Source organism: Escherichia sp. KS167_9B (genome assembly GCF_030295215.1).
GTDB classification, from domain to species: Bacteria; Pseudomonadota; Gammaproteobacteria; order Enterobacterales; family Enterobacteriaceae; genus Escherichia; species Escherichia coli_F.
The window spans coordinates 724,462-742,830 of sequence record NZ_AP025754.1 but is presented as its reverse complement, the minus strand read 5'-3'; the positions used below and the strand labels follow the sequence as shown (position 1 = coordinate 742,830).

Annotated in this window: 19 protein-coding genes; 13 read left to right on the top strand and 6 right to left on the bottom strand. The window is 50.0% G+C overall.

Annotation, left to right across the window (positions count from 1 at the left end; translation table 11 throughout):
* Positions 1–4 precede the first annotated feature (4 nt).
* The gene (cspE, locus tag QUE34_RS03455; protein WP_000034825.1) at positions 5–214 is read right to left on the bottom strand and encodes a transcription antiterminator/RNA stability regulator CspE; all 210 of its coding nucleotides are present in this window, start codon (positions 212–214) and stop codon (positions 5–7) included.
* A 174-nt stretch (positions 215–388) separates the two neighbouring features.
* Entirely contained in the window at positions 389–949 is a 561-nt protein-coding gene (gene pagP, locus QUE34_RS03450; protein ID WP_105268410.1) for a lipid IV(A) palmitoyltransferase PagP, read from the bottom strand.
* 588 nt (positions 950–1,537) lie between these two features.
* Between pagP and dcuC the strand changes: the two genes are divergently transcribed.
* A complete protein-coding gene (gene dcuC, locus QUE34_RS03445) occupies positions 1,538–2,923 on the top strand; it encodes an anaerobic C4-dicarboxylate transporter DcuC (protein ID WP_000955057.1) in 1,386 nt (461 codons plus the stop codon).
* 40 nt (positions 2,924–2,963) lie between these two features.
* On the opposite strand, the gene dpiA is transcribed toward dcuC, so the two are convergent.
* Positions 2,964–3,644 carry a two-component response regulator DpiA gene (dpiA, locus tag QUE34_RS03440; protein ID WP_000126500.1) on the bottom strand — a complete coding sequence of 227 codons (681 nt, stop codon included), beginning with the start codon at positions 3,642–3,644 and terminating at the stop codon, positions 2,964–2,966.
* The gene (gene dpiB, locus QUE34_RS03435; RefSeq protein ID WP_001305557.1) at positions 3,613–5,271 is read right to left on the bottom strand and encodes a sensor histidine kinase DpiB; all 1,659 of its coding nucleotides are present in this window, start codon (positions 5,269–5,271) and stop codon (positions 3,613–3,615) included. Before dpiB ends, dpiA begins: the two co-directional genes overlap by 32 nt.
* Before the next feature lie 379 nt (positions 5,272–5,650).
* Between dpiB and citC the strand changes: the two genes are divergently transcribed.
* The 11 genes from citC to uspG all read left to right on the top strand — a co-directional run bounded on the left by citC (position 5,651) and on the right by uspG (position 14,734).
* Entirely contained in the window at positions 5,651–6,709 is a 1,059-nt protein-coding gene (citC, locus tag QUE34_RS03430; protein WP_000467705.1) for a [citrate (pro-3S)-lyase] ligase, read from the top strand.
* A 14-nt stretch (positions 6,710–6,723) separates the two neighbouring features.
* The gene (gene citD, locus QUE34_RS03425; protein WP_097679080.1) at positions 6,724–7,020 is read left to right on the top strand and encodes a citrate lyase acyl carrier protein; all 297 of its coding nucleotides are present in this window, start codon (positions 6,724–6,726) and stop codon (positions 7,018–7,020) included.
* On the top strand, positions 7,017–7,925 hold the full coding sequence (gene citE, locus QUE34_RS03420; RefSeq protein WP_000622357.1) for a citrate (pro-3S)-lyase subunit beta: 909 nt from the start codon (positions 7,017–7,019) through the stop codon (positions 7,923–7,925). Before citD ends, citE begins: the two co-directional genes overlap by 4 nt.
* A gap of 10 nt (positions 7,926–7,935) precedes the next feature.
* A complete protein-coding gene (citF, locus tag QUE34_RS03415) occupies positions 7,936–9,468 on the top strand; it encodes a citrate lyase subunit alpha (RefSeq protein WP_000192245.1) in 1,533 nt (510 codons plus the stop codon).
* A 3-nt stretch (positions 9,469–9,471) separates the two neighbouring features.
* A complete protein-coding gene (citX, locus tag QUE34_RS03410; protein WP_000550422.1) occupies positions 9,472–10,023 on the top strand; it encodes a citrate lyase holo-[acyl-carrier protein] synthase in 552 nt (183 codons plus the stop codon).
* Positions 9,998–10,876 carry a triphosphoribosyl-dephospho-CoA synthase CitG gene (citG, locus tag QUE34_RS03405; protein ID WP_103253834.1) on the top strand — a complete coding sequence of 293 codons (879 nt, stop codon included), beginning with the start codon at positions 9,998–10,000 and terminating at the stop codon, positions 10,874–10,876. Before citX ends, citG begins: the two co-directional genes overlap by 26 nt.
* A 50-nt stretch (positions 10,877–10,926) precedes the next feature.
* Positions 10,927–12,390 (top strand): citrate/succinate antiporter CitT, encoded by a 1,464-nt coding sequence (gene citT / locus QUE34_RS03400; RefSeq protein WP_105268411.1) that lies wholly within the window; start codon positions 10,927–10,929, stop codon positions 12,388–12,390.
* Between the two features lie 113 nt (positions 12,391–12,503).
* A complete protein-coding gene (gene rna / locus QUE34_RS03395; protein WP_105268412.1) occupies positions 12,504–13,310 on the top strand; it encodes a ribonuclease I in 807 nt (268 codons plus the stop codon).
* Positions 13,311–13,539: 229 nt separating this feature from the next.
* Positions 13,540–13,950 (top strand): nucleoside diphosphate kinase regulator, encoded by a 411-nt coding sequence (gene rnk, locus QUE34_RS03390; protein WP_000089731.1) that lies wholly within the window; start codon positions 13,540–13,542, stop codon positions 13,948–13,950.
* A gap of 142 nt (positions 13,951–14,092) precedes the next feature.
* Positions 14,093–14,182 (top strand): small membrane protein YldA, encoded by a 90-nt coding sequence (gene yldA / locus QUE34_RS28405; RefSeq protein WP_349813939.1) that lies wholly within the window; start codon positions 14,093–14,095, stop codon positions 14,180–14,182.
* A 123-nt stretch (positions 14,183–14,305) separates the two neighbouring features.
* Positions 14,306–14,734, top strand: a complete 429-nt coding sequence (gene uspG, locus QUE34_RS03385) for a universal stress protein UspG (RefSeq protein WP_000278505.1) — start codon at positions 14,306–14,308, stop codon at positions 14,732–14,734.
* 121 nt (positions 14,735–14,855) lie between these two features.
* Here the strand turns inward: uspG and ahpF are convergent, their stop codons facing one another.
* Both ahpF and ahpC read right to left on the bottom strand, forming a co-directional pair.
* Entirely contained in the window at positions 14,856–16,421 is a 1,566-nt protein-coding gene (gene ahpF, locus QUE34_RS03380; RefSeq protein ID WP_032183601.1) for an alkyl hydroperoxide reductase subunit F, read from the bottom strand.
* A gap of 170 nt (positions 16,422–16,591) precedes the next feature.
* Positions 16,592–17,155: an alkyl hydroperoxide reductase subunit C gene (gene ahpC / locus QUE34_RS03375; RefSeq protein WP_000052796.1), complete on the bottom strand. Its 564-nt coding sequence runs from the start codon at positions 17,153–17,155 to the stop codon at positions 16,592–16,594.
* A gap of 372 nt (positions 17,156–17,527) precedes the next feature.
* Between ahpC and dsbG the strand changes: the two genes are divergently transcribed.
* A complete protein-coding gene (dsbG, locus tag QUE34_RS03370) occupies positions 17,528–18,274 on the top strand; it encodes a thiol:disulfide interchange protein DsbG (protein ID WP_001360488.1) in 747 nt (248 codons plus the stop codon).
* Positions 18,275–18,369 lie beyond the last annotated feature (95 nt).

The window sequence follows — 18,369 nt, the reverse complement described above, 5'->3', positions numbered from 1 at the left end:
TATCTTACAGAGCGATTACGTTTGCAGCAGAAGGGCCTTTGGCACCGTTAGTGATTTCGAACTCTACGCGCTGACCTTCAGCAAGAGTTTTAAAACCATTAGTCTGGATTGCAGAGAAGTGTACGAACACGTCTTTGCTGCCGTCTTCCGGAGTAATGAAACCGAATCCTTTGGACTCATTAAACCACTTAACGTTACCTTTAATCTTAGACATCAAAATTACCTTTACATGAAAAATAGACACAAATGCTGTGTCGGTTACCAGTACACCAATTGTGGTACGCTTTGTCCAGTGCAACTTTACTAAAAAGTGATAAAAGTCGCGTTATTTTTGATGTTAATTATTTTAGTCATTGATTTTAAAGAAGTTACTAAAATTTCATTTGTCTCAAAACTGAAAGCGCATCCAGGCAAAGTACACATTGCCATTGTTATAGGTACCCGGAATGTAGGTCATCTGAAAAGTCACTGGACCATAACCCACAGAGGCCAATGGCAGTAGAACCGGGAGAGGGATGTAATTCCAGTTATCGCGTGCCGCTACGCCAGCGGTGAATCCCAGTCCTAAATGAAAATTTTCATCCGCCAGCGGTCGCCAGGTACTTTCCCATCCGTATCCGGCAATCGGTTCCCATTTGTTCCACGAGTCCTTAAATGCCATGGCATACAGGCCATGCCAGTTTCCTTTTTCATCCCAACGCGACTGACCAAAACCGCCCCCCCACGGTCGCTCGTTATAGCGATCGGTTTTTTCTTTGTCGTAAGCGAAACGAGCATGCCAGGTGATGGCAGGAATATATAAATCATAATGTTCAGGCTGTTGCCAGGTTTGTGTAATATTTTCTCCAAACGTTGTCATCCACTCATCTGCGTTAGCTAAAACTTTACCAACGCTGATTAACTGAATAAAAACAAAGGAAAATATAGCGACATATTTACTCACGTTCATTTGTGACCATAAAACATTTATCAAAAATCTACTACTAGCATAGCAAAACTACAATTAACATAACCTTAATAGACCCAACATGAAGAATAATCTGAATAGCTGCTCTATTTATTTCCGCTTGTTCAAGTTAAATATTTCCGCGCATCGATTAAAGATGATGCGTCGTTTTCTGCGATGGGAATAGTCAAAAAAGAAAAACCAAGTCTTTTTTGATGACAAAATGCAATCAAAGAAAAATTATTTTATTTTTTAACTAGATACAACAATCATCTTAACGAAGTATATAATATATATCGTCAACCCATGCTCATGGTAGATTATTTTATGAGCACACAACCGCAGCTAACACCATTGCAATTAACAAATTTGCATCAATCCACCATCAATTTACACACATTATTATGTGATAATTGCCAACCGCTAAATATGCGTTTTGTTATCTATGTATAAAAACAGCAACTTCAATGTCTTAATGGCAGTTTTTCTTGATTTTAATCAGCATTCACCGCCAATTTATTGGGCATATTTTTTCCTTAAGCTTTAGGAATTTTTTATTATTTACCTTGGGGCCTGGAGACAGGAAAAATTATGCTGACATTCATTGAACTCCTTATTGGGGTTGTGGTTATTGTGGGTGTAGCTCGCTACATCATTAAAGGGTATTCCGCCACCGGCGTGTTATTTGTCGGTGGCCTGTTATTGCTGATTATCAGTGCCATTATGGGGCACAAAGTGTTACCGTCCAGCCAGGCTTCAACAGGCTACAGCGCCACGGATATCGTTGAATACGTTAAAATATTGCTAATGAGCCGCGGCGGCGACCTCGGCATGATGATTATGATGCTGTGTGGCTTTGCCGCTTACATGACCCATATCGGCGCGAATGATATGGTGGTCAAGCTGGCGTCAAAACCATTGCAGTATATTAACTCCCCTTACCTGCTGATGATTGCCGCCTATTTTGTCGCCTGTCTGATGTCTCTGGCCGTCTCTTCCGCAACCGGTCTGGGTGTTTTGCTGATGGCAACCCTGTTTCCGGTGATGGTAAACGTTGGTATCAGCCGTGGTGCAGCTGCTGCTATTTGTGCCTCCCCGGCGGCGATTATTCTCGCACCGACTTCAGGGGATGTGGTGCTGGCGGCGCAGGCTTCCGAAATGTCGCTGATTGATTTCGCCTTCAAAACGACGCTGCCTATCTCAATTGCTGCAATTATCGGCATGGCGATCGCCCACTTCTTCTGGCAACGTTATCTGGATAAAAAAGAGCACATCTCTCATGAAATGTTAGATGTCAGTGAAATCACCACCACTGCTCCTGCGTTTTATGCCATTTTGCCGTTCACGCCGATCATCGGAGTGCTGATTTTTGACGGCAAATGGGGGCCGCAATTACACATCATCACTATTCTGGTGATTTGTATGCTGATTGCCTCCATTCTGGAGTTCATCCGCAGCTTTAATACCCAGAAAGTTTTCTCGGGCCTGGAAGTGGCTTATCGCGGGATGGCAGATGCGTTTGCTAACGTGGTGATGCTGCTGGTTGCCGCTGGGGTATTCGCTCAGGGGCTTAGCACCATCGGCTTTATTCAAAGTCTGATTTCTATCGCCACTTCGTTTGGTTCGGCGAGCATCATCCTGATGCTGGTATTGGTGATCCTGACAATGCTGGCGGCAGTCACGACCGGTTCAGGCAATGCGCCGTTTTATGCCTTTGTTGAGATGATCCCGAAACTGGCGCACTCTTCCGGCATTAACCCGGCGTATTTGACTATCCCAATGCTGCAGGCGTCAAACCTCGGTCGTACCCTGTCACCCGTTTCTGGCGTAGTCGTTGCGGTTGCCGGGATGGCGAAAATCTCACCATTTGAAGTCGTAAAACGCACCTCGGTGCCGGTGCTTGTTGGGCTGGTGATTGTTATCGTTGCTACAGAGCTGATGGTGCCAGGAACGGCAGCCGCGGTCACAGGCAAGTAAATAGTCATGCCGGAGGCAAGCTTCCTCCGGCTTTATCATGTCACCCACTGTGGTATATGCGTTGCGGTCTGCCAACTTTGCCGTGAACAATTTCAGCAATAATCAGATGGCGGCTGGCGCAATATTCAAGATAACGTCTGGCAGTGGTGCGGCTGATAGTCAGTGCCTGCGCCACCGTTTCTGCCGTATGTTGCACACCAGGCTCTTTAAACAGTTTTCGCACCGCGTTTAGCGTCAAGGGGTCAATGCCGGTCGGCAGTTCGTCTTTGGGTTCACCGCGAGCATAGGCATTAAACATCTCATCGATTTGCTTCTGGCTGGCGCTATCAATACTTTCCAGCATATGTTTACGCTGGCGGAAACGGGTTAGCGTTTGCCCCAGCCGTTCATAGGCAATTGGCTTAATGAGATAATCAAATACACCACAACGTACGGCTTCAGACACCGTTTCCATATCACTGGCTGCAGTGGTAAACACCACGTCGCCGGGATAATGCGCCTGCACCAGTTCATGCAGTAAATTAATCCCTCTACCGTCAGGAAGATAGTTATCGAGCAAGATTAGCCCCGGCTTAAAACGCTCGATCATCATTCGGGCCTGCGCCAGGTTTCCCGCCAGTAATATCTGACTGAATCCGGGAATGTGACGAATATATTCCGCATGCATCTCTGCCAGCGGCGTTTCGTCCTCAACGATCAATAGGGTTAATGGAGCTGTCATTAGGTTTCACTTTCGGAATATAGATTGAAAATAAGGTACCGCAGGGATCATTATCTTCGAGAGTGATAACACCACCGCAGCGCGTTACGTAGCTGGCAATCAAGTACAACCCAATGCCATGTTCGCCGGGCTCGTCAGCACGCGTACTGACACCCTGCTCAAATATTTTGTCTCGTAGAGACTCTGGAACGCCGCAGCCCTGATCGGCGACTTCAATCACCACATCATCGCCTTCATCGCTGAGGAATAATTCAACGATCTTGTTTCCTTCATCGCTACGCAGGCTGGCTTCGAAGGCGTTATCAAGTAAATTGCCAACAATGGCTGCAAACTCGGTGCTGTCCAGTCCTGGCGGCAGTTGCGAAAGCTGACTTCCGGGGACGATGACCATTTTTAGCCCCAGTTCGCGGGCGCGCTGCACTTTACCAAAAAGCAGCCCCGCCACCTGGCGATCGGCAAACGCCTCGCGCAGGCTATCAATAAGCTGTTGCTGGGCCTGAGACTCCCCCTGCACCATCGCCAACACGCGATCATACTCTTTCATCTGCAACAGACCATTGAGCGTCGACATCCAATTGAGATGCTCGTGTCGCAATGTGCGCAGGCTCTCGACGTATTGTTTAATTTGCGTCAGTTGTGCATTGAGGGTGGATATTTCGTCTTTACTACGAAAGCTGATAATAGCCCCCAGCAAATCATCACCAGAACGAATAGCTTCCCGGTTGGCAATAACGCTCAGACCGTTAAAGTTCGCCACCACATCCTGACGTTTTTCATCAATCTGTTCGGTAAAGAAATCGGCGGGCCTGACCACTTCAGCAATGGGTTTACCCAACCATTGCCGTCCGGGGGAACTTAGCCCCAGCATCTTTCTTGCGTTACGATTGATGGCGGTAATGTAACCGTGCGGATCTACTGCAATCAGCCCTTCATAAACCGAACTAAACAGCGCCTCTTGCTGACGGACCACGCGTGCGATTTGCTTTGGCTCCATGCCCATCATTTGCCGACGGATATGCGCGGCCAGGAACCACGACAGCAACATCAGAATCCCTAACAGCACGACAAACACGCCAGCCATCGGTAATAAAAACTCAGCCCGCCAGCTATCGATTTTACTCACCAGGTAGCCAATCGACACCACGCCGATGACTTTTCCATCGTCATCAAAGATTGGCGTTTTGGCACGCATCGCCATGCCAATTGACCCTTTCCCGGTGATAAAGTAGCTCTCCCCTTTCTCCAGCGCGCCCGGTTTGGTGAACTGCATAGGATAACCAATTTTCTCCGGATTAGGATGGTAAAGACGAATCGAGTGCCGATCGCCAATCACCACATAATCGAAATCAGTATCTCTTTGTAATTTGTCAGCGATGGTCGCCAGCCTCTTGTAGTCACGCGTTTTCACTGCGCTGATGATACTGTCATTAGAAGCAATAATTTTTGCCTGATTCATTGCCATGTCGCGCACATGAAGCGTTAAATAGTCCTCAAAACTGGCCGTAAAATATTGCGCCAGGGCTGCAATGACAAATATTGAGAACACCAGAATCAGCAGAAAGATACGCAGCGGAAATGCCAGTCTTTGGAAAAATGCAAACTGTTTATTCTCGTTAAGCTGCAACATTGTTTTCCTTGCGGGTTGTCCCGAGCCTCTTTGACGGATGTAATTAAAATGTTGAATCAAAATACATAGATATTAAATATAATCGTGGCAAATTTTATTCATTAAATCAATTAAATCACTTAAACCTGCGGGTCATTTCGTAATTACATTAATTAAAAAACTTAAAACCATTAAATAAATAAAAAACCACTAACTCTATGTGAAATAAATCAAAATTTCACGCTGCAATACTCCTTAGGATGTATAGCGAAAGGAGAAAAAGATATACCTCGATCGCCCCCCTTTCTCCCAAGTGAAAATAAAAGGTTATCAGTTTGCAACATCGAACAACATTCGTTGCAAATCGATAACAACATGCACCTTCAGGATACTATTTATTATGTTCGGCAATGATATTTTCACCCGTGTAAAACGTTCAGAAAATAAAAAAATGGCGGAAATCGCCCAATTCCTGCATGAAAATGATTTGAGCGTTGACACCACAGTCGAAGTATTTATTACCGTAACCCGCGATGAAAAGCTTATCGCGTGCGGTGGAATTGCCGGAAATATTATTAAATGCGTTGCTATCAGTGAATCCGTTCGCGGTGAAGGACTGGCGCTGACATTAGCCACTGAATTGATAAACCTCGCCTATGAGCGGCACAGCACGCATCTGTTTATTTATACCAAAACCGAATACGAGGCGCTGTTCCGCCAGTGCGGTTTTTCCACGCTGACCAGTGTACCCGGCGTGATGGTGCTGATGGAAAACAGCGCCACGCGACTGAAACGCTATGCCGAATCGCTGAAAAAATTTCGTCATCCAGGGAACAAGATTGGCTGCATTGTGATGAACGCCAATCCCTTTACGAATGGTCACCGTTATCTGATTCAACAGGCTGCAGCACAGTGCGACTGGTTGCATCTGTTTTTAGTTAAAGAAGATTCTTCACGCTTTCCCTATGAAGACCGGCTGGATCTGGTGTTAAAAGGCACCGCCGATATTCCACGCCTGACTGTGCATCGCGGCTCCGAATACATCATCTCCCGCGCTACGTTCCCTTGCTACTTCATTAAAGAACAGAGCGTCATTAACCATTGTTACACCGAAATTGATCTGAAGATTTTCCGTCAGTACCTCGCTCCCGCGCTGGGTGTAACTCACCGCTTTGTCGGTACTGAACCCTTTTGTCGCGTTACCGCCCAGTACAACCAGGATATGCGCTACTGGCTGGAAACGCCGACTATCTCCGCACCGCCCATCGAACTGGTTGAAATTGAGCGGCTGCGTTACCAGGAGATGCCGATATCCGCTTCCCGGGTACGTCAACTGCTGGCGAAAAACGATCTCACGGCTATCGCGCCGCTGGTCCCTGCAGTCACGCTGCATTATTTGCAGAACCTGCTTGAGCACTCCCGCCAGGACGCGGCAGCTCGTCAAAAGACCCCCGCATGAGAAACAGGTGAAAAATGAAAATAAACCAGCCCGCCGTTGCAGGCACCCTTGAGTCTGGGGATGTGATGATACGCATCGCCCCACTCGATACGCAGGATATCGACCTGCAAATCAACAGCAGCGTTGAAAAACAGTTTGGTGATGCCATTCGCACCACCATTCTGGACGTTCTCGCCCGCTACAACGTGCGCGGCGTACAGCTGAATGTCGATGACAAAGGCGCACTGGACTGCATTTTACGTGCACGACTGGAAGCCCTGCTGGCACGCACCAGCGGTATCCCGGCTCTGCCATGGGAGGATTGCCAATGATTTCCGCTTCGCTGCAACAACGTAAAACTCGCACCCGCCGCAGCATGTTGTTTGTGCCTGGTGCCAATGCCGCGATGGTCAGCAACTCATTCATCTACCCGGCTGATGCCCTGATGTTTGACCTCGAAGACTCCGTAGCATTACGTGAAAAAGACACCGCCCGCCGCATGGTTTACCACGCGCTGCAACATCCGCTGTATCGCGATATTGAAACCATTGTGCGTGTAAACGCGCTGGATTCCGAATGGGGTGTCAACGACCTGGAAGCCGTCGTTCGCGGTGGTGCGGACGTTGTGCGTCTGCCGAAAACCGATACCGCTCAGGATGTTCTGGATATCGAAAAAGAGATCCTGCGTATCGAAAAAGCCTGTGGTCGTGAACCCGGCAGTACCGGCTTGCTGGCGGCGATTGAATCTCCACTGGGCATTACCCGCGCAGTGGAAATCGCTCACGCTTCCGAGCGTTTGATCGGTATCGCCCTCGGTGCAGAAGACTATGTGCGCAACCTGCGTACAGAACGCTCCCCGGAAGGAACTGAACTGCTGTTCGCTCGCTGCTCCATTTTGCAGGCCGCGCGATCTGCGGGTATTCAGGCGTTCGATACCGTCTATTCTGACGCAAACAACGAAGCCGGATTCCTGCAAGAAGCCGCCCATATCAAACAGCTGGGCTTTGACGGCAAATCGCTGATCAACCCGCGTCAGATTGATCTGCTGCACAACCTCTACGCACCGACCCAGAAAGAAGTGGATCACGCCCGCCGCGTCGTAGAAGCCGCTGAAGCCGCCGCTCGCGAAGGCCTCGGCGTGGTTTCCCTGAACGGCAAGATGGTGGACGGTCCGGTTATCGATCGCGCCCGTCTGGTGCTCTCCCGTGCAGAACTTTCCGGCATCCGCGAAGAATAAGGCAATCAAAATGACGCAGAAAATTGAACAATCTCAACGACAAGAACGGGTAGCGGCCTGGAATCGTCGCGCTGAATGCGATCTTGCCGCTTTCCAGAACTCGCCAAAGCAAACCTACCAGGCTGAAAAAGCGCGCGATCGCAAACTGTGCGCCAACCTGGAAGAAGCGATTCGTCGCTCGGGTTTACAGGACGGCATGACGGTTTCCTTCCATCACGCTTTCCGTGGCGGTGACCTGACCGTCAATATGGTGATGGACGTCATCGCGAAGATGGGCTTTAAAAACCTGACTCTGGCCTCCAGCTCCCTGAGTGATTGCCATGCGCCGCTGGTAGAACACATTCGCCAGGGCGTGGTTACCCGCATTTATACCTCTGGCCTGCGCGGTCCACTGGCGGAAGAAATCTCCCGTGGTCTGCTGGCGGAACCGGTGCAAATCCACTCTCACGGCGGACGTGTGCATCTGGTACAGAGCGGCGAACTGAATATTGATGTGGCTTTCCTCGGCGTCCCGTCCTGTGATGAATTCGGTAATGCCAACGGCTACACCGGTAAAGCCTGCTGCGGCTCCCTCGGCTATGCAATGGTTGATGCCGACAACGCAAAACAGGTCGTGATGCTTACCGAAGAACTGCTGCCTTATCCGCATAATCCGGCAAGCATTGAGCAAGATCAGGTTGATCTGATCGTCAAAGTTGATCGCGTTGGCGATGCTGCAAAAATCGGCGCTGGTGCTACCCGTATGACCACTAACCCGCGCGAACTGCTTATTGCCCGTAGCGCTGCGGATGTGATTGTTAACTCTGGCTACTTCAAAGAAGGTTTCTCCATGCAGACCGGCACCGGCGGCGCATCGCTGGCGGTAACCCGTTTCCTGGAAGACAAAATGCGTAGCCGCGATATTCGCGCTGACTTCGCCCTCGGTGGTATTACCGCAACGATGGTTGATCTGCACGAAAAAGGTCTGATCCGCAAACTGCTGGATGTGCAGAGCTTTGACAGCCACGCTGCACAATCGCTGGCCCGTAACCCCAATCACATCGAAATCAGCGCCAACCAGTACGCTAACTGGGGTTCAAAAGGTGCATCGGTTGATCGTCTCGACGTGGTGGTACTGAGCGCGCTGGAAATTGACACCCAGTTCAACGTTAACGTGCTGACCGGCTCTGACGGCGTACTGCGTGGCGCTTCCGGTGGTCACTGCGATACCGCGATTGCCTCTGCACTTTCCATCATCGTCGCACCGCTGGTACGCGGTCGTATTCCGACTCTGGTGGATAACGTGCTGACCTGCATCACCCCGGGCTCCAGTGTCGATATTCTGGTCACAGACCACGGTATCGCAGTTAACCCGGCACGTCCGGAACTGGCAGAACGTCTGCAGGAAGCGGGGATCAAAGTGGTTTCTATTGAGTGGCTGCGTGAACGTGCGCGTCTGCTGACCGGTGAACCACAGCCGATTGAATTCACCGACCGCGTCGTTGCCGTTGTGCGTTACCGCGATGGCTCGGTGATCGATGTTGTGCATCAGGTGAAGGAATAAGCCATGCACCTGCTTCCTGAACTCGCCAGCCACCATGCGGTGTCAATTCCCGAGCTGCTCGTCAGCCGGGATGAAAGGCAAGCACGGCAACACGTCTGGCTCAAGCGCCATCCTGTTCCACTGGTCTCCTTTACCGTGGTTGCGCCTGGGCCGATTAAAGACAGCGAGGTCACACGCCGAATTTTTAATCATGGCGTGACAGCCTTGCGTGCCTTAGCCGCAAAACAGGGCTGGCAAATTCAGGAGCAGGCTGCACTGGTTTCCGCCAGCGGGCCGGAGGGCATGTTGAGCATTGCCGCCCCGGCTCGCGACCTCAAGCTCGCCACCATTGAGCTTGAACATAGTCATCCTCTCGGGCGGTTATGGGATATCGATGTCCTGACACCCGAAGGCGAAATTCTCTCCCGCCGCGACTATTCACTGCCGCCTCGCCGCTGCCTGTTGTGCGAGCAAAGCGCAGCTGTTTGCGCGCGTGGAAAAACCCATCAACTGACCGATTTACTCAACCGCATGGAGGCGCTGCTGAACGATGTCGATGCCTGCAACGTCAACTAAAACCACAAAGCTTGCGACGTCATTAATCGATGAGTACGCCCTGCTGGGCTGGCGCGCCATGCTGACTGAAGTCAATCTGTCACCGAAACCAGGCCTCGTGGATCGGATTAACTGCGGTGCGCACAAAGATATGGCGCTGGAAGATTTTCTCCGCAGCGCGCTGGCGATTCAGGGCTGGTTACCCCGTTTCATTGAATTTGGTGCCTGTAGTGCTGAAATGGCACCAGAAGCGGTACTCCACGGATTACGCCCAATTGGTATGGCTTGCGAAGGTGATATGTTCCGCGCCACTGCGGGCGTAAACACGCATAAAGGCAGCATTTTTTCTTTAGGGCTACTGTGTGCGGCAATTGGCCGTTTGCTTCAACTCAACCAGTCGGTAACGCCAATAACCATTTGTGCGACGGCGGCAAGTTTCTGCCGTGGCCTGACCGATCGCGAACTGCGTACCAATAATCCACAACTGACGGCAGGTCAACGGTTGTACCAGCAGCTAGGCCTTACCGGCGCACGCGGTGAAGCCGAAGCGGGTTATCCACTGGTGATCAACCACGCCCTGCCGCATTACCTCACTCTGCTGGATCAGGGGTTAGATCCTGAACTGGCATTGCTCGATACCTTACTCCTACTGATGGCGATCAACGGCGATACCAACGTTGCATCGCGCGGTGGCGAGGGGGGCCTGCGCTGGCTACAGCGCAAGGCGCAAACATTATTGCAAAAAGGGGGCATCCGAACCCCCGCCGATCTCGATTATCTCCGGCAGTTCGACAGGGAGTGTATCGAACGAAATCTCAGTCCAGGCGGCAGTGCCGACCTGCTGATCCTTACCTGGTTTTTAGCACAGATTTAATTATTTAAGCACTTGATAAATTTGGAAATATTAATTTTCGGAGAACCCGTATGTCTTTAGCAAAAGATAATATATGGAAACTATTGGCCCCACTGGTGGTGATGGGCGTCATGTTTCTTATCCCTGTCCCCGACGGTATGCCACCGCAGGCATGGCATTACTTCGCTGTGTTTGTGGCAATGATTGTCGGCATGATCCTCGAGCCAATTCCGGCAACAGCGATCAGTTTTATTGCGGTTACTATTTGCGTTATTGGCAGTAATTACCTTCTCTTTGATGCCAAAGAATTAGCTGACCCAGCGTTTAATGCGCAAAAACAGGCGCTGAAATGGGGTCTGGCTGGTTTTTCCAGCACCACGGTATGGCTGGTATTTGGTGCATTTATTTTTGCATTAGGGTATGAAGTTTCCGGGTTAGGTCGTCGCATTGCCTTTTTCCTGGTGAAATTCATGGGCAAACGCACGCTGACGTTAGGTTATGCGATAGTCATTATCGACATTCTGCTGGCACCGTTTACACCTTCCAACACCGCGCGTACCGGGGGTACGGTTTTTCCGGTCATTAAAAACCTGCCGCCGCTGTTTAAATCATTCCCGAACGATCCGTCCGCGCGTCGTATTGGCGGCTATTTGATGTGGATGATGGTCATTAGTACCAGTCTGAGTTCGTCCATGTTTGTCACCGGTGCGGCACCAAACGTGCTGGGTCTGGAGTTCGTCAGCAAAATTGCCGGCATCCAGATTAGCTGGTTGCAGTGGTTCCTCTGCTTCCTGCCGGTTGGCGTTATCTTACTTATCATTGCGCCGTGGCTTTCCTACGTGCTTTACAAACCGGAAATCACACACAGTGAAGAAGTAGCAACCTGGGCGGGTGATGAACTAAAAACCATGGGTGCGCTGACACGCAGAGAGTGGACGCTGATTGGCCTTGTATTGCTCAGCTTAGGTTTGTGGGTATTTGGCAGTGAAGTCATTAATGCTACTGCGGTAGGTCTGCTGGCAGTTTCGCTAATGCTGGCCCTGCACGTTGTGCCGTGGAAAGACATTACCCGCTATAACAGCGCATGGAACACGCTGGTCAACCTGGCAACTTTGGTTGTGATGGCTAATGGCCTGACTCGTTCTGGCTTTATTGACTGGTTCGCCGGTACCATGAGTACGCACCTGGAAGGATTCTCACCAAACGCAACGGTGATTGTACTGGTTCTGGTGTTCTACTTTGCGCACTACCTGTTTGCCAGCCTGTCTGCGCACACCGCAACCATGCTGCCGGTTATTCTGGCCGTCGGTAAAGGTATTCCGGGCGTACCAATGGAACAACTGTGTATCCTGCTGGTGCTGTCTATCGGTATCATGGGCTGTCTGACGCCGTATGCAACCGGTCCTGGGGTGATTATTTATGGCTGCGGCTATGTGAAATCAAAAGATTACTGGCGACTTGGTGCAATCTTCGGGGTGATTTACATCTCTATGTTGCTGTTGGTTGGCTGGCCGATTCTCGCCATGTGGAACTAATACGTTCGCCAAACGCTGAATAAATCATCACGCCCGCCAGGTAAGCCCACCTGGCGGGCTTTTTTATGATTTAATAGATAGTATTCAGTGTATGTATGAGTTCCACACCCATTATGAAAGCATTCTGGCGTAACGCCGCGTTGCTCGCGGTTTCTCTGCTTCCCTTCTCTTTTGCCAACGCCGTGGCGTTGCAGGCAAAACAGTATGGCGATTTTGATCGCTATGTCCTGGCCCTCTCCTGGCAAACCGGATTTTGCCAGAGTCAACACGATCGAAATCGTAACGAACGAGATGAATGTCGCCTGCAAACCGAAACGACCAACAAAGCTGATTTTCTGACCGTACATGGTCTATGGCCAGGATTGCCTAAATCGGTTGCTGCCCGTGGTGTTGATGAACGCCGCTGGATGCGCTTCGGTTGCGCTACTCGCCCAATCCCGAATCTACCAGAGGCGCGCGCCAGCCGGATGTGTTCATCGCCGGAAACTGGGTTATCACTGGAAACGGCAGCTAAACTAAATGAAGTCATGCCGGGAGCTGGCGGTCGTTCCTGCCTGGAACGTTACGAATATGCCAAACACGGCGTCTGCTTTGGTTTTGATCCGGACGCTTACTTCAGCACGATGGTACGTCTGAATCAAGAAATTAAAGAGAGCGAAACCGGAAAATTTCTTGCGGATAACTACGGTAAAACAGTGAGCCGCCGTGATTTTGATGCCGCCTTTGCCAAAAGCTGGGGAAAAGAGAACGTGAAAGCCGTTAAGCTAACGTGCCAGGGTAACCCTGCGTATTTGACTGAAATTCAGATTTCAATCAAAGCTGACACCATCAACGCTCCGCTTTCTGCAAACTCATTCTTGCCACAACCACACCCAGGCAACTGTGGCAAAACCTTTGTGATTGATAAAGCAGGTTATTAATCCTCTGATTTACAAAAGACGCTAATTCGTCTTCCATAAACTATGACGATTAAGATTTATACATAATGCGCTGCATTGAGGAATTCCCTGAATGTGACGCAAATCACTTCAAAGAGTGAGCAACAGTCAGTATCATCATGTGAGTTAAACCCTCGCCGCCTGACGGTGAGGGTTTTCTTTTGGGTATGTTTATCTGCGACACTCGCAGTACCGACGACATGGAGTAAAAATGTCCAGACCAACTATCATCATTAACGACCTGGATGCCGAACGCATCGATATTCTGCTGGAGCAACCCGCCTATGCTGGTTTGCCAATCGCCGACGCGTTAAACGCAGAGTTGGATCGCGCCCAAATGTGTTCGCCAGAAGAGATGCCACACGACGTGGTGACAATGAACAGCCGGGTTAAATTCCGCAATCTTAGCGATGGCGAAGTGCGTGTGCGCACGCTGGTGTATCCGGCAAAAATGACCGATAGCAATACTCAGCTTTCCGTTATGGCTCCGGTAGGTGCCGCACTGCTGGGGCTGCGCGTTGGCGATTCCATTCACTGGGAACTTCCGGGCGGCGTTGCAACCCACCTTGAAGTGCTGGAACTCGAATACCAGCCAGAAGCTGCTGGCGACTACCTGCTTTAATCCCATCTGCACAAGCGACAACTCGCTTTGCCCAGAGGATGCACTCGCATCCTCTTTCCGCTCAAATATCAACCAGATTTATCATTTTGCTCTTAAGCACAGCATTCTAATCTGAACTGGTTATTCATCTGCGGAACCCCATATGAGCGAAGCTCTCAGTATCACTGCGTTTTATATATTCATAGCAGCTATTATTGTTGCTGCAGTGCTATACCTTGAACAACGCTGGTAGTACCTGGTTTTATTTATTTTCCAGATCAATCGCAAATTCAGATCGAATCAGCCTCGCAAATCATAGATTCATAATCAATAATGTGCTGTTATGTATACATGCAAAAACAAGGAGAGAATGCTTATGTACAAAACAATCATCATGCCAGTGGATGTTTTCGAAATGGAATTGAGCGACAAAGCTGTTCGCCACGCTGAATTCCTCGCCCAGGATGACGGAGTTATTCATCTACTTCACGTACTACCGGGGTCAGCCAGCCTGAGCCTGCACCGTTTTGCCGCTGATGTACGTCGTTTTGAAGAGCATCTGCAACATGAAGCAGAAGAACGTCTGCAAACGATGGTCAGCCACTTCACCATCGATCCTTCCCGCATTAAACAACATGTCCGTTTTGGTAGCGTGCGGGATGAAGTCAATGAGTTGGCAGAAGAACTGGGGGCTGATGTTGTCGTTATCGGTTCGCGCAACCCATCGATTTCGACCCATCTGTTAGGTTCTAACGCCTCAAGCGTTATCCGCCACGCCAATCTGCCGGTGCTGGTCGTTCGCTAATAGATAAAAGTATTTATGTCGCCCTGCCCGGAGCCATCCCGGCGGGGCTTTTTATTGCAATAAAAAAGCCGCCAGGTTTGACCCCGGCGGCTAAGCAATTGCAGGTGAATCTTACTTCTTCTTATGCTGTTTTGGTGCGAATCAGGTAGTCAAAAGCACTCAGAGAGGCTTTGGCACCTTCGCCAGTGGCGATGATGATCTGCTTGTACGGAACCGTTGTACAGTCACCCGCAGCGAACACGCCTTTGACGTTGGTTTCGCATTTCGCATCAATGATAATCTCGCCCATGCGGTTACGTTCGACTGCGCCTTCGAGCCAGTTGGTGTTCGGCAGCAGACCAATCTGGACGAAAATACCGGCCAGTTCGATGTTGTGAATATCGCCGCTGACACGATCGCGATATTCCAGACCAACAACTTTGCTGCCGTCGCCTTTCACTTCCGTGGTTTGCGCATTCAGAATAATGTCGACGTTTTTCAGGCTGCGCAGTTTGTCCTGCAGAACCTGGTCGGCTTTCATTTCTGGCGCAAATTCCAGCAGAGTTACGTGCTCAACGATACCCGCCAGGTCGATTGCCGCTTCCACGCCGGAGTTACCGCCGCCGATGACCGCTACGCGTTTGCCTTTAAACAGCGGGCCGTCGCAGTGCGGGCAGTAGGTCACGCCTTTGGTGCGATATTGATCTTCGCCCGGAACGTTCATGTTACGCCATTTTGCACCGGTCGCCACGATAATACTGCGTGCTTTCAGTACCGCGCCAGAAGCTGTTTCAATCTGATGCAGGCCGCCTTCAACCGCTGCCGGGATCAGTTTGCTGGCGCTCTGGCTGTCGATCACATCAACGTCGTATTCATCAACGTGAACTTTCAGCGCACCTGCCAGCTTCTGCCCTTCGGTCTTCGGTACAGAAATGTAGTTTTCGATATCAACGGTATCGAGGATCTGACCACCAAAACGTTCGCCCATCAGACCAGTACGAATACCTTTACGTGCGGAGTAAATTGCTGCCGCTGCACCCGCAGGGCCGGAACCAACGATTAATACGTCATAAGCATCACGCTTGTTCAGCTCTTCTGCCGCACGTTTTTCCGCGCCAGTATCGATTTTGGCGACGATTTCGGAAATAGTCATGCGGCCCTGACCAAACTCTTTCCCGTTTACGAACACTGCCGGAACGCCCATCACGTTGCGATCGGTGATTTCGTTCTGGAAGGTGCCGCCGTCAATTGCCGTATGCTTGATGCGCGGGTTCAGTACGCTCATCAGGTTCAGCGCCTGCACCACGTCCGGGCAGTTGTGGCAAGAGAGCGAGTAATAGGTTTCGAATTCAAAATCACCGTCAATATGGCGAATCTGCTCCAGCAGAGACTGCGCTTCTTTCGACGGATGACCACCGGTCCACAACAACGCCAGTACCAGCGAGGTGAACTCGTGGCCCAGCGGGGAACCTGCAAAACGTGGCCCCTGGTTGGAACCTGGGTTAGTGATCAGGAAAGACGGCTTACGCACCGGCAAGCTGTTATCTTCTTTAAAGGTGACTTTGTCTGACAGTTCTGCGATTTCAGCCAACAGTTCCTTGATTTCTGCCGATTTAGCGCTGTCATCCAGCGTGGCAATTAACTCAACAGGCTTGGTCAATTTCTCAAGGTAAGCCTTGAGTTGAGTTTTCATATTTGTGTCGAGCATGTTTATCTCCTGGGCTTTAAACATCATCATGCAAGCGGCCTCTGCGGCTACCTGGATGCAGCTTGCATCATGGTGCGGGGAAGAAAATCGGGTGCCGCAGCACCCGAAGAATTAGGTGAATTTCCGAAGTATTTCGCGCCGGAGTTGGTAGCGCGAAAGACGAAGGAAATTTAGATTTTACCAACCAGGTCCAGAGACGGAGCCAGAGTTGCTTCACCTTCTTTCCATTTAGCCGGGCAAACTTCACCTGGGTGAGAAGCTACGTACTGTGCTGCTTTGATTTTACGCAGCAGGTCAGACGCGTCACGGCCAATGCCTTCAGCGGTAACTTCGATTGCCTGGATGATACCCTGCGGGTCAACGACGAAGGTCGCACGGTCAGCCAGACCTTCATCTTCACGCATGTTGTCGAAGTTACGGGTCAGGGCGCCAGTCGGGTCGCCGATCATCGCATATTTGATTTTAGCGATAGTTTCAGAGCTGCTGTGCCATGCTTTGTGGGTGAAGTGAGTATCGGTAGATACTGCGTATACATCTACGCCCAGTTTCTGCAGTTCTTCGTAGTGGTCAGCAACGTCACCCAGTTCGGTCGGGCATACGAAAGTAAAGTCAGCCGGGTAGAAGAAGAAGACGCTCCAGCGGCCTTCGGTATCTTTTTCGGTGATTTCGATGAATTCGCCGTTTTTGAATGCCTGGTTTTTAAAAGGTTTAATTTTGGTGTTAATCAAGGACATCTATACTTCCTCCGTGTTTTCGATGAGATGTAAGGTAACCAATTTTTGCCGATTCGGCTAATGCGTTTCCATTATCAAATCGATAAGTTTTACCTTACAACCGTCGTAAGACAACTTTGTGAACTTTGCACCGCCAGTGGCGATAAAAAGTAAAATGGGCCCTCTTTCCAGGTGACCGTGTAATCTGAACTACCCTTTGGTATCTTCAGCGCCTGCCTGCAGGCTGTGGTGTTGCCCTTACAAATGCAACAACGACATGGATTACAACACCCTCATAAACAAAGGGCAATCACCTGATCTAAGCTCTTACCTATGACAGTGATAGGTTATGCCTTTTACTCCATTTTTGCACTGACTGAAAAGGACAAATTAATGTTAAAAAAGATACTTTTACTGGCTCTGCTTCCTACAATCGCCTTTGCAGAGGAACTTCCTGCTCCGGTAAAAGCGATTGAAAAACAGGGCATTAAGATCATCAAAACGTTCGATGCCCCCGGCGGAATGAAAGGTTATCTCGGCAAGTATCAGGATATGGGCGTCACCATCTACCTGACTCCAGATGGTAAGCACGCTATCTCTGGTTACATGTACAACGAGAAAGGTGAAAACCTGAGTAACATGCTTATCGAAAAAGAAATTTATGCGCCAGCCGGACGCGAAATGTGGCAACGGATGGAACAATCGCACTGGCTCCTCGACGGTAAAAAAGACGCGCCAGTCATAGTCTACGTTTTCGCCGATCCGTTCTGCCCATATTGTAAACAGTTCTGGCAGCAGGCGCGCCCGTGGGTTGATTCTGGCAAAGTACAGTTGAGAACATTGTTGGTTGGGGTTATCAAACCAGAAAGTCCGGCGACAGCCGCGGCAATTCTGGCCTCTAAAGATCCCGCAAAAACCTGGCAAGAATATGAAGCCTCTGGCGGCAAACTTAAGCTAAATGTGCCTACAAACGTAAGTGCAGAGCAAATGAAAGTGTTAAGCGACAACGAGAAACTCATGGACGATCTGGGGGCAAATGTCACACCGGCTATCTATTACATGAGTAAGGAAAATACGCTGCAACAGGCCGTGGGGTTGCCCGATCAGAAAACGCTTAATATCATCATGAGAAATAAATAGAAGGTAATTCATGGGTGGTTGAAATACATTCTTGCTTTTCAACCATTCTAAAAACGCATGAATTGCTTCTTCCCCTCCTGACAACTGTGTTACTT

What these genes read in the sequence shown, in the direction of transcription:
- cspE (WP_000034825.1), bottom strand. Translation starts at nt 214, where the DNA reads ATGTCTAAGATTAAAGGTAACGTTAAGTGGTTTAATGAGTCCAAAGGA.
- pagP (WP_105268410.1), bottom strand. Translation starts at nt 949, where the DNA reads ATGAACGTGAGTAAATATGTCGCTATATTTTCCTTTGTTTTTATTCAG.
- dcuC (WP_000955057.1), top strand. Translation starts at nt 1,538, where the DNA reads ATGCTGACATTCATTGAACTCCTTATTGGGGTTGTGGTTATTGTGGGT.
- dpiA (WP_000126500.1), bottom strand. Translation starts at nt 3,644, where the DNA reads ATGACAGCTCCATTAACCCTATTGATCGTTGAGGACGAAACGCCGCTG.
- dpiB (WP_001305557.1), bottom strand. Translation starts at nt 5,271, where the DNA reads ATGTTGCAGCTTAACGAGAATAAACAGTTTGCATTTTTCCAAAGACTG.
- citC (WP_000467705.1), top strand. Translation starts at nt 5,651, where the DNA reads ATGTTCGGCAATGATATTTTCACCCGTGTAAAACGTTCAGAAAATAAA.
- citD (WP_097679080.1), top strand. Translation starts at nt 6,724, where the DNA reads ATGAAAATAAACCAGCCCGCCGTTGCAGGCACCCTTGAGTCTGGGGAT.
- citE (WP_000622357.1), top strand. Translation starts at nt 7,017, where the DNA reads ATGATTTCCGCTTCGCTGCAACAACGTAAAACTCGCACCCGCCGCAGC.
- citF (WP_000192245.1), top strand. Translation starts at nt 7,936, where the DNA reads ATGACGCAGAAAATTGAACAATCTCAACGACAAGAACGGGTAGCGGCC.
- citX (WP_000550422.1), top strand. Translation starts at nt 9,472, where the DNA reads ATGCACCTGCTTCCTGAACTCGCCAGCCACCATGCGGTGTCAATTCCC.
- citG (WP_103253834.1), top strand. Translation starts at nt 9,998, where the DNA reads ATGTCGATGCCTGCAACGTCAACTAAAACCACAAAGCTTGCGACGTCA.
- citT (WP_105268411.1), top strand. Translation starts at nt 10,927, where the DNA reads ATGTCTTTAGCAAAAGATAATATATGGAAACTATTGGCCCCACTGGTG.
- rna (WP_105268412.1), top strand. Translation starts at nt 12,504, where the DNA reads ATGAAAGCATTCTGGCGTAACGCCGCGTTGCTCGCGGTTTCTCTGCTT.
- rnk (WP_000089731.1), top strand. Translation starts at nt 13,540, where the DNA reads ATGTCCAGACCAACTATCATCATTAACGACCTGGATGCCGAACGCATC.
- yldA (WP_349813939.1), top strand. Translation starts at nt 14,093, where the DNA reads ATGAGCGAAGCTCTCAGTATCACTGCGTTTTATATATTCATAGCAGCT.
- uspG (WP_000278505.1), top strand. Translation starts at nt 14,306, where the DNA reads ATGTACAAAACAATCATCATGCCAGTGGATGTTTTCGAAATGGAATTG.
- ahpF (WP_032183601.1), bottom strand. Translation starts at nt 16,421, where the DNA reads ATGCTCGACACAAATATGAAAACTCAACTCAAGGCTTACCTTGAGAAA.
- ahpC (WP_000052796.1), bottom strand. Translation starts at nt 17,155, where the DNA reads ATGTCCTTGATTAACACCAAAATTAAACCTTTTAAAAACCAGGCATTC.
- dsbG (WP_001360488.1), top strand. Translation starts at nt 17,528, where the DNA reads ATGTTAAAAAAGATACTTTTACTGGCTCTGCTTCCTACAATCGCCTTT.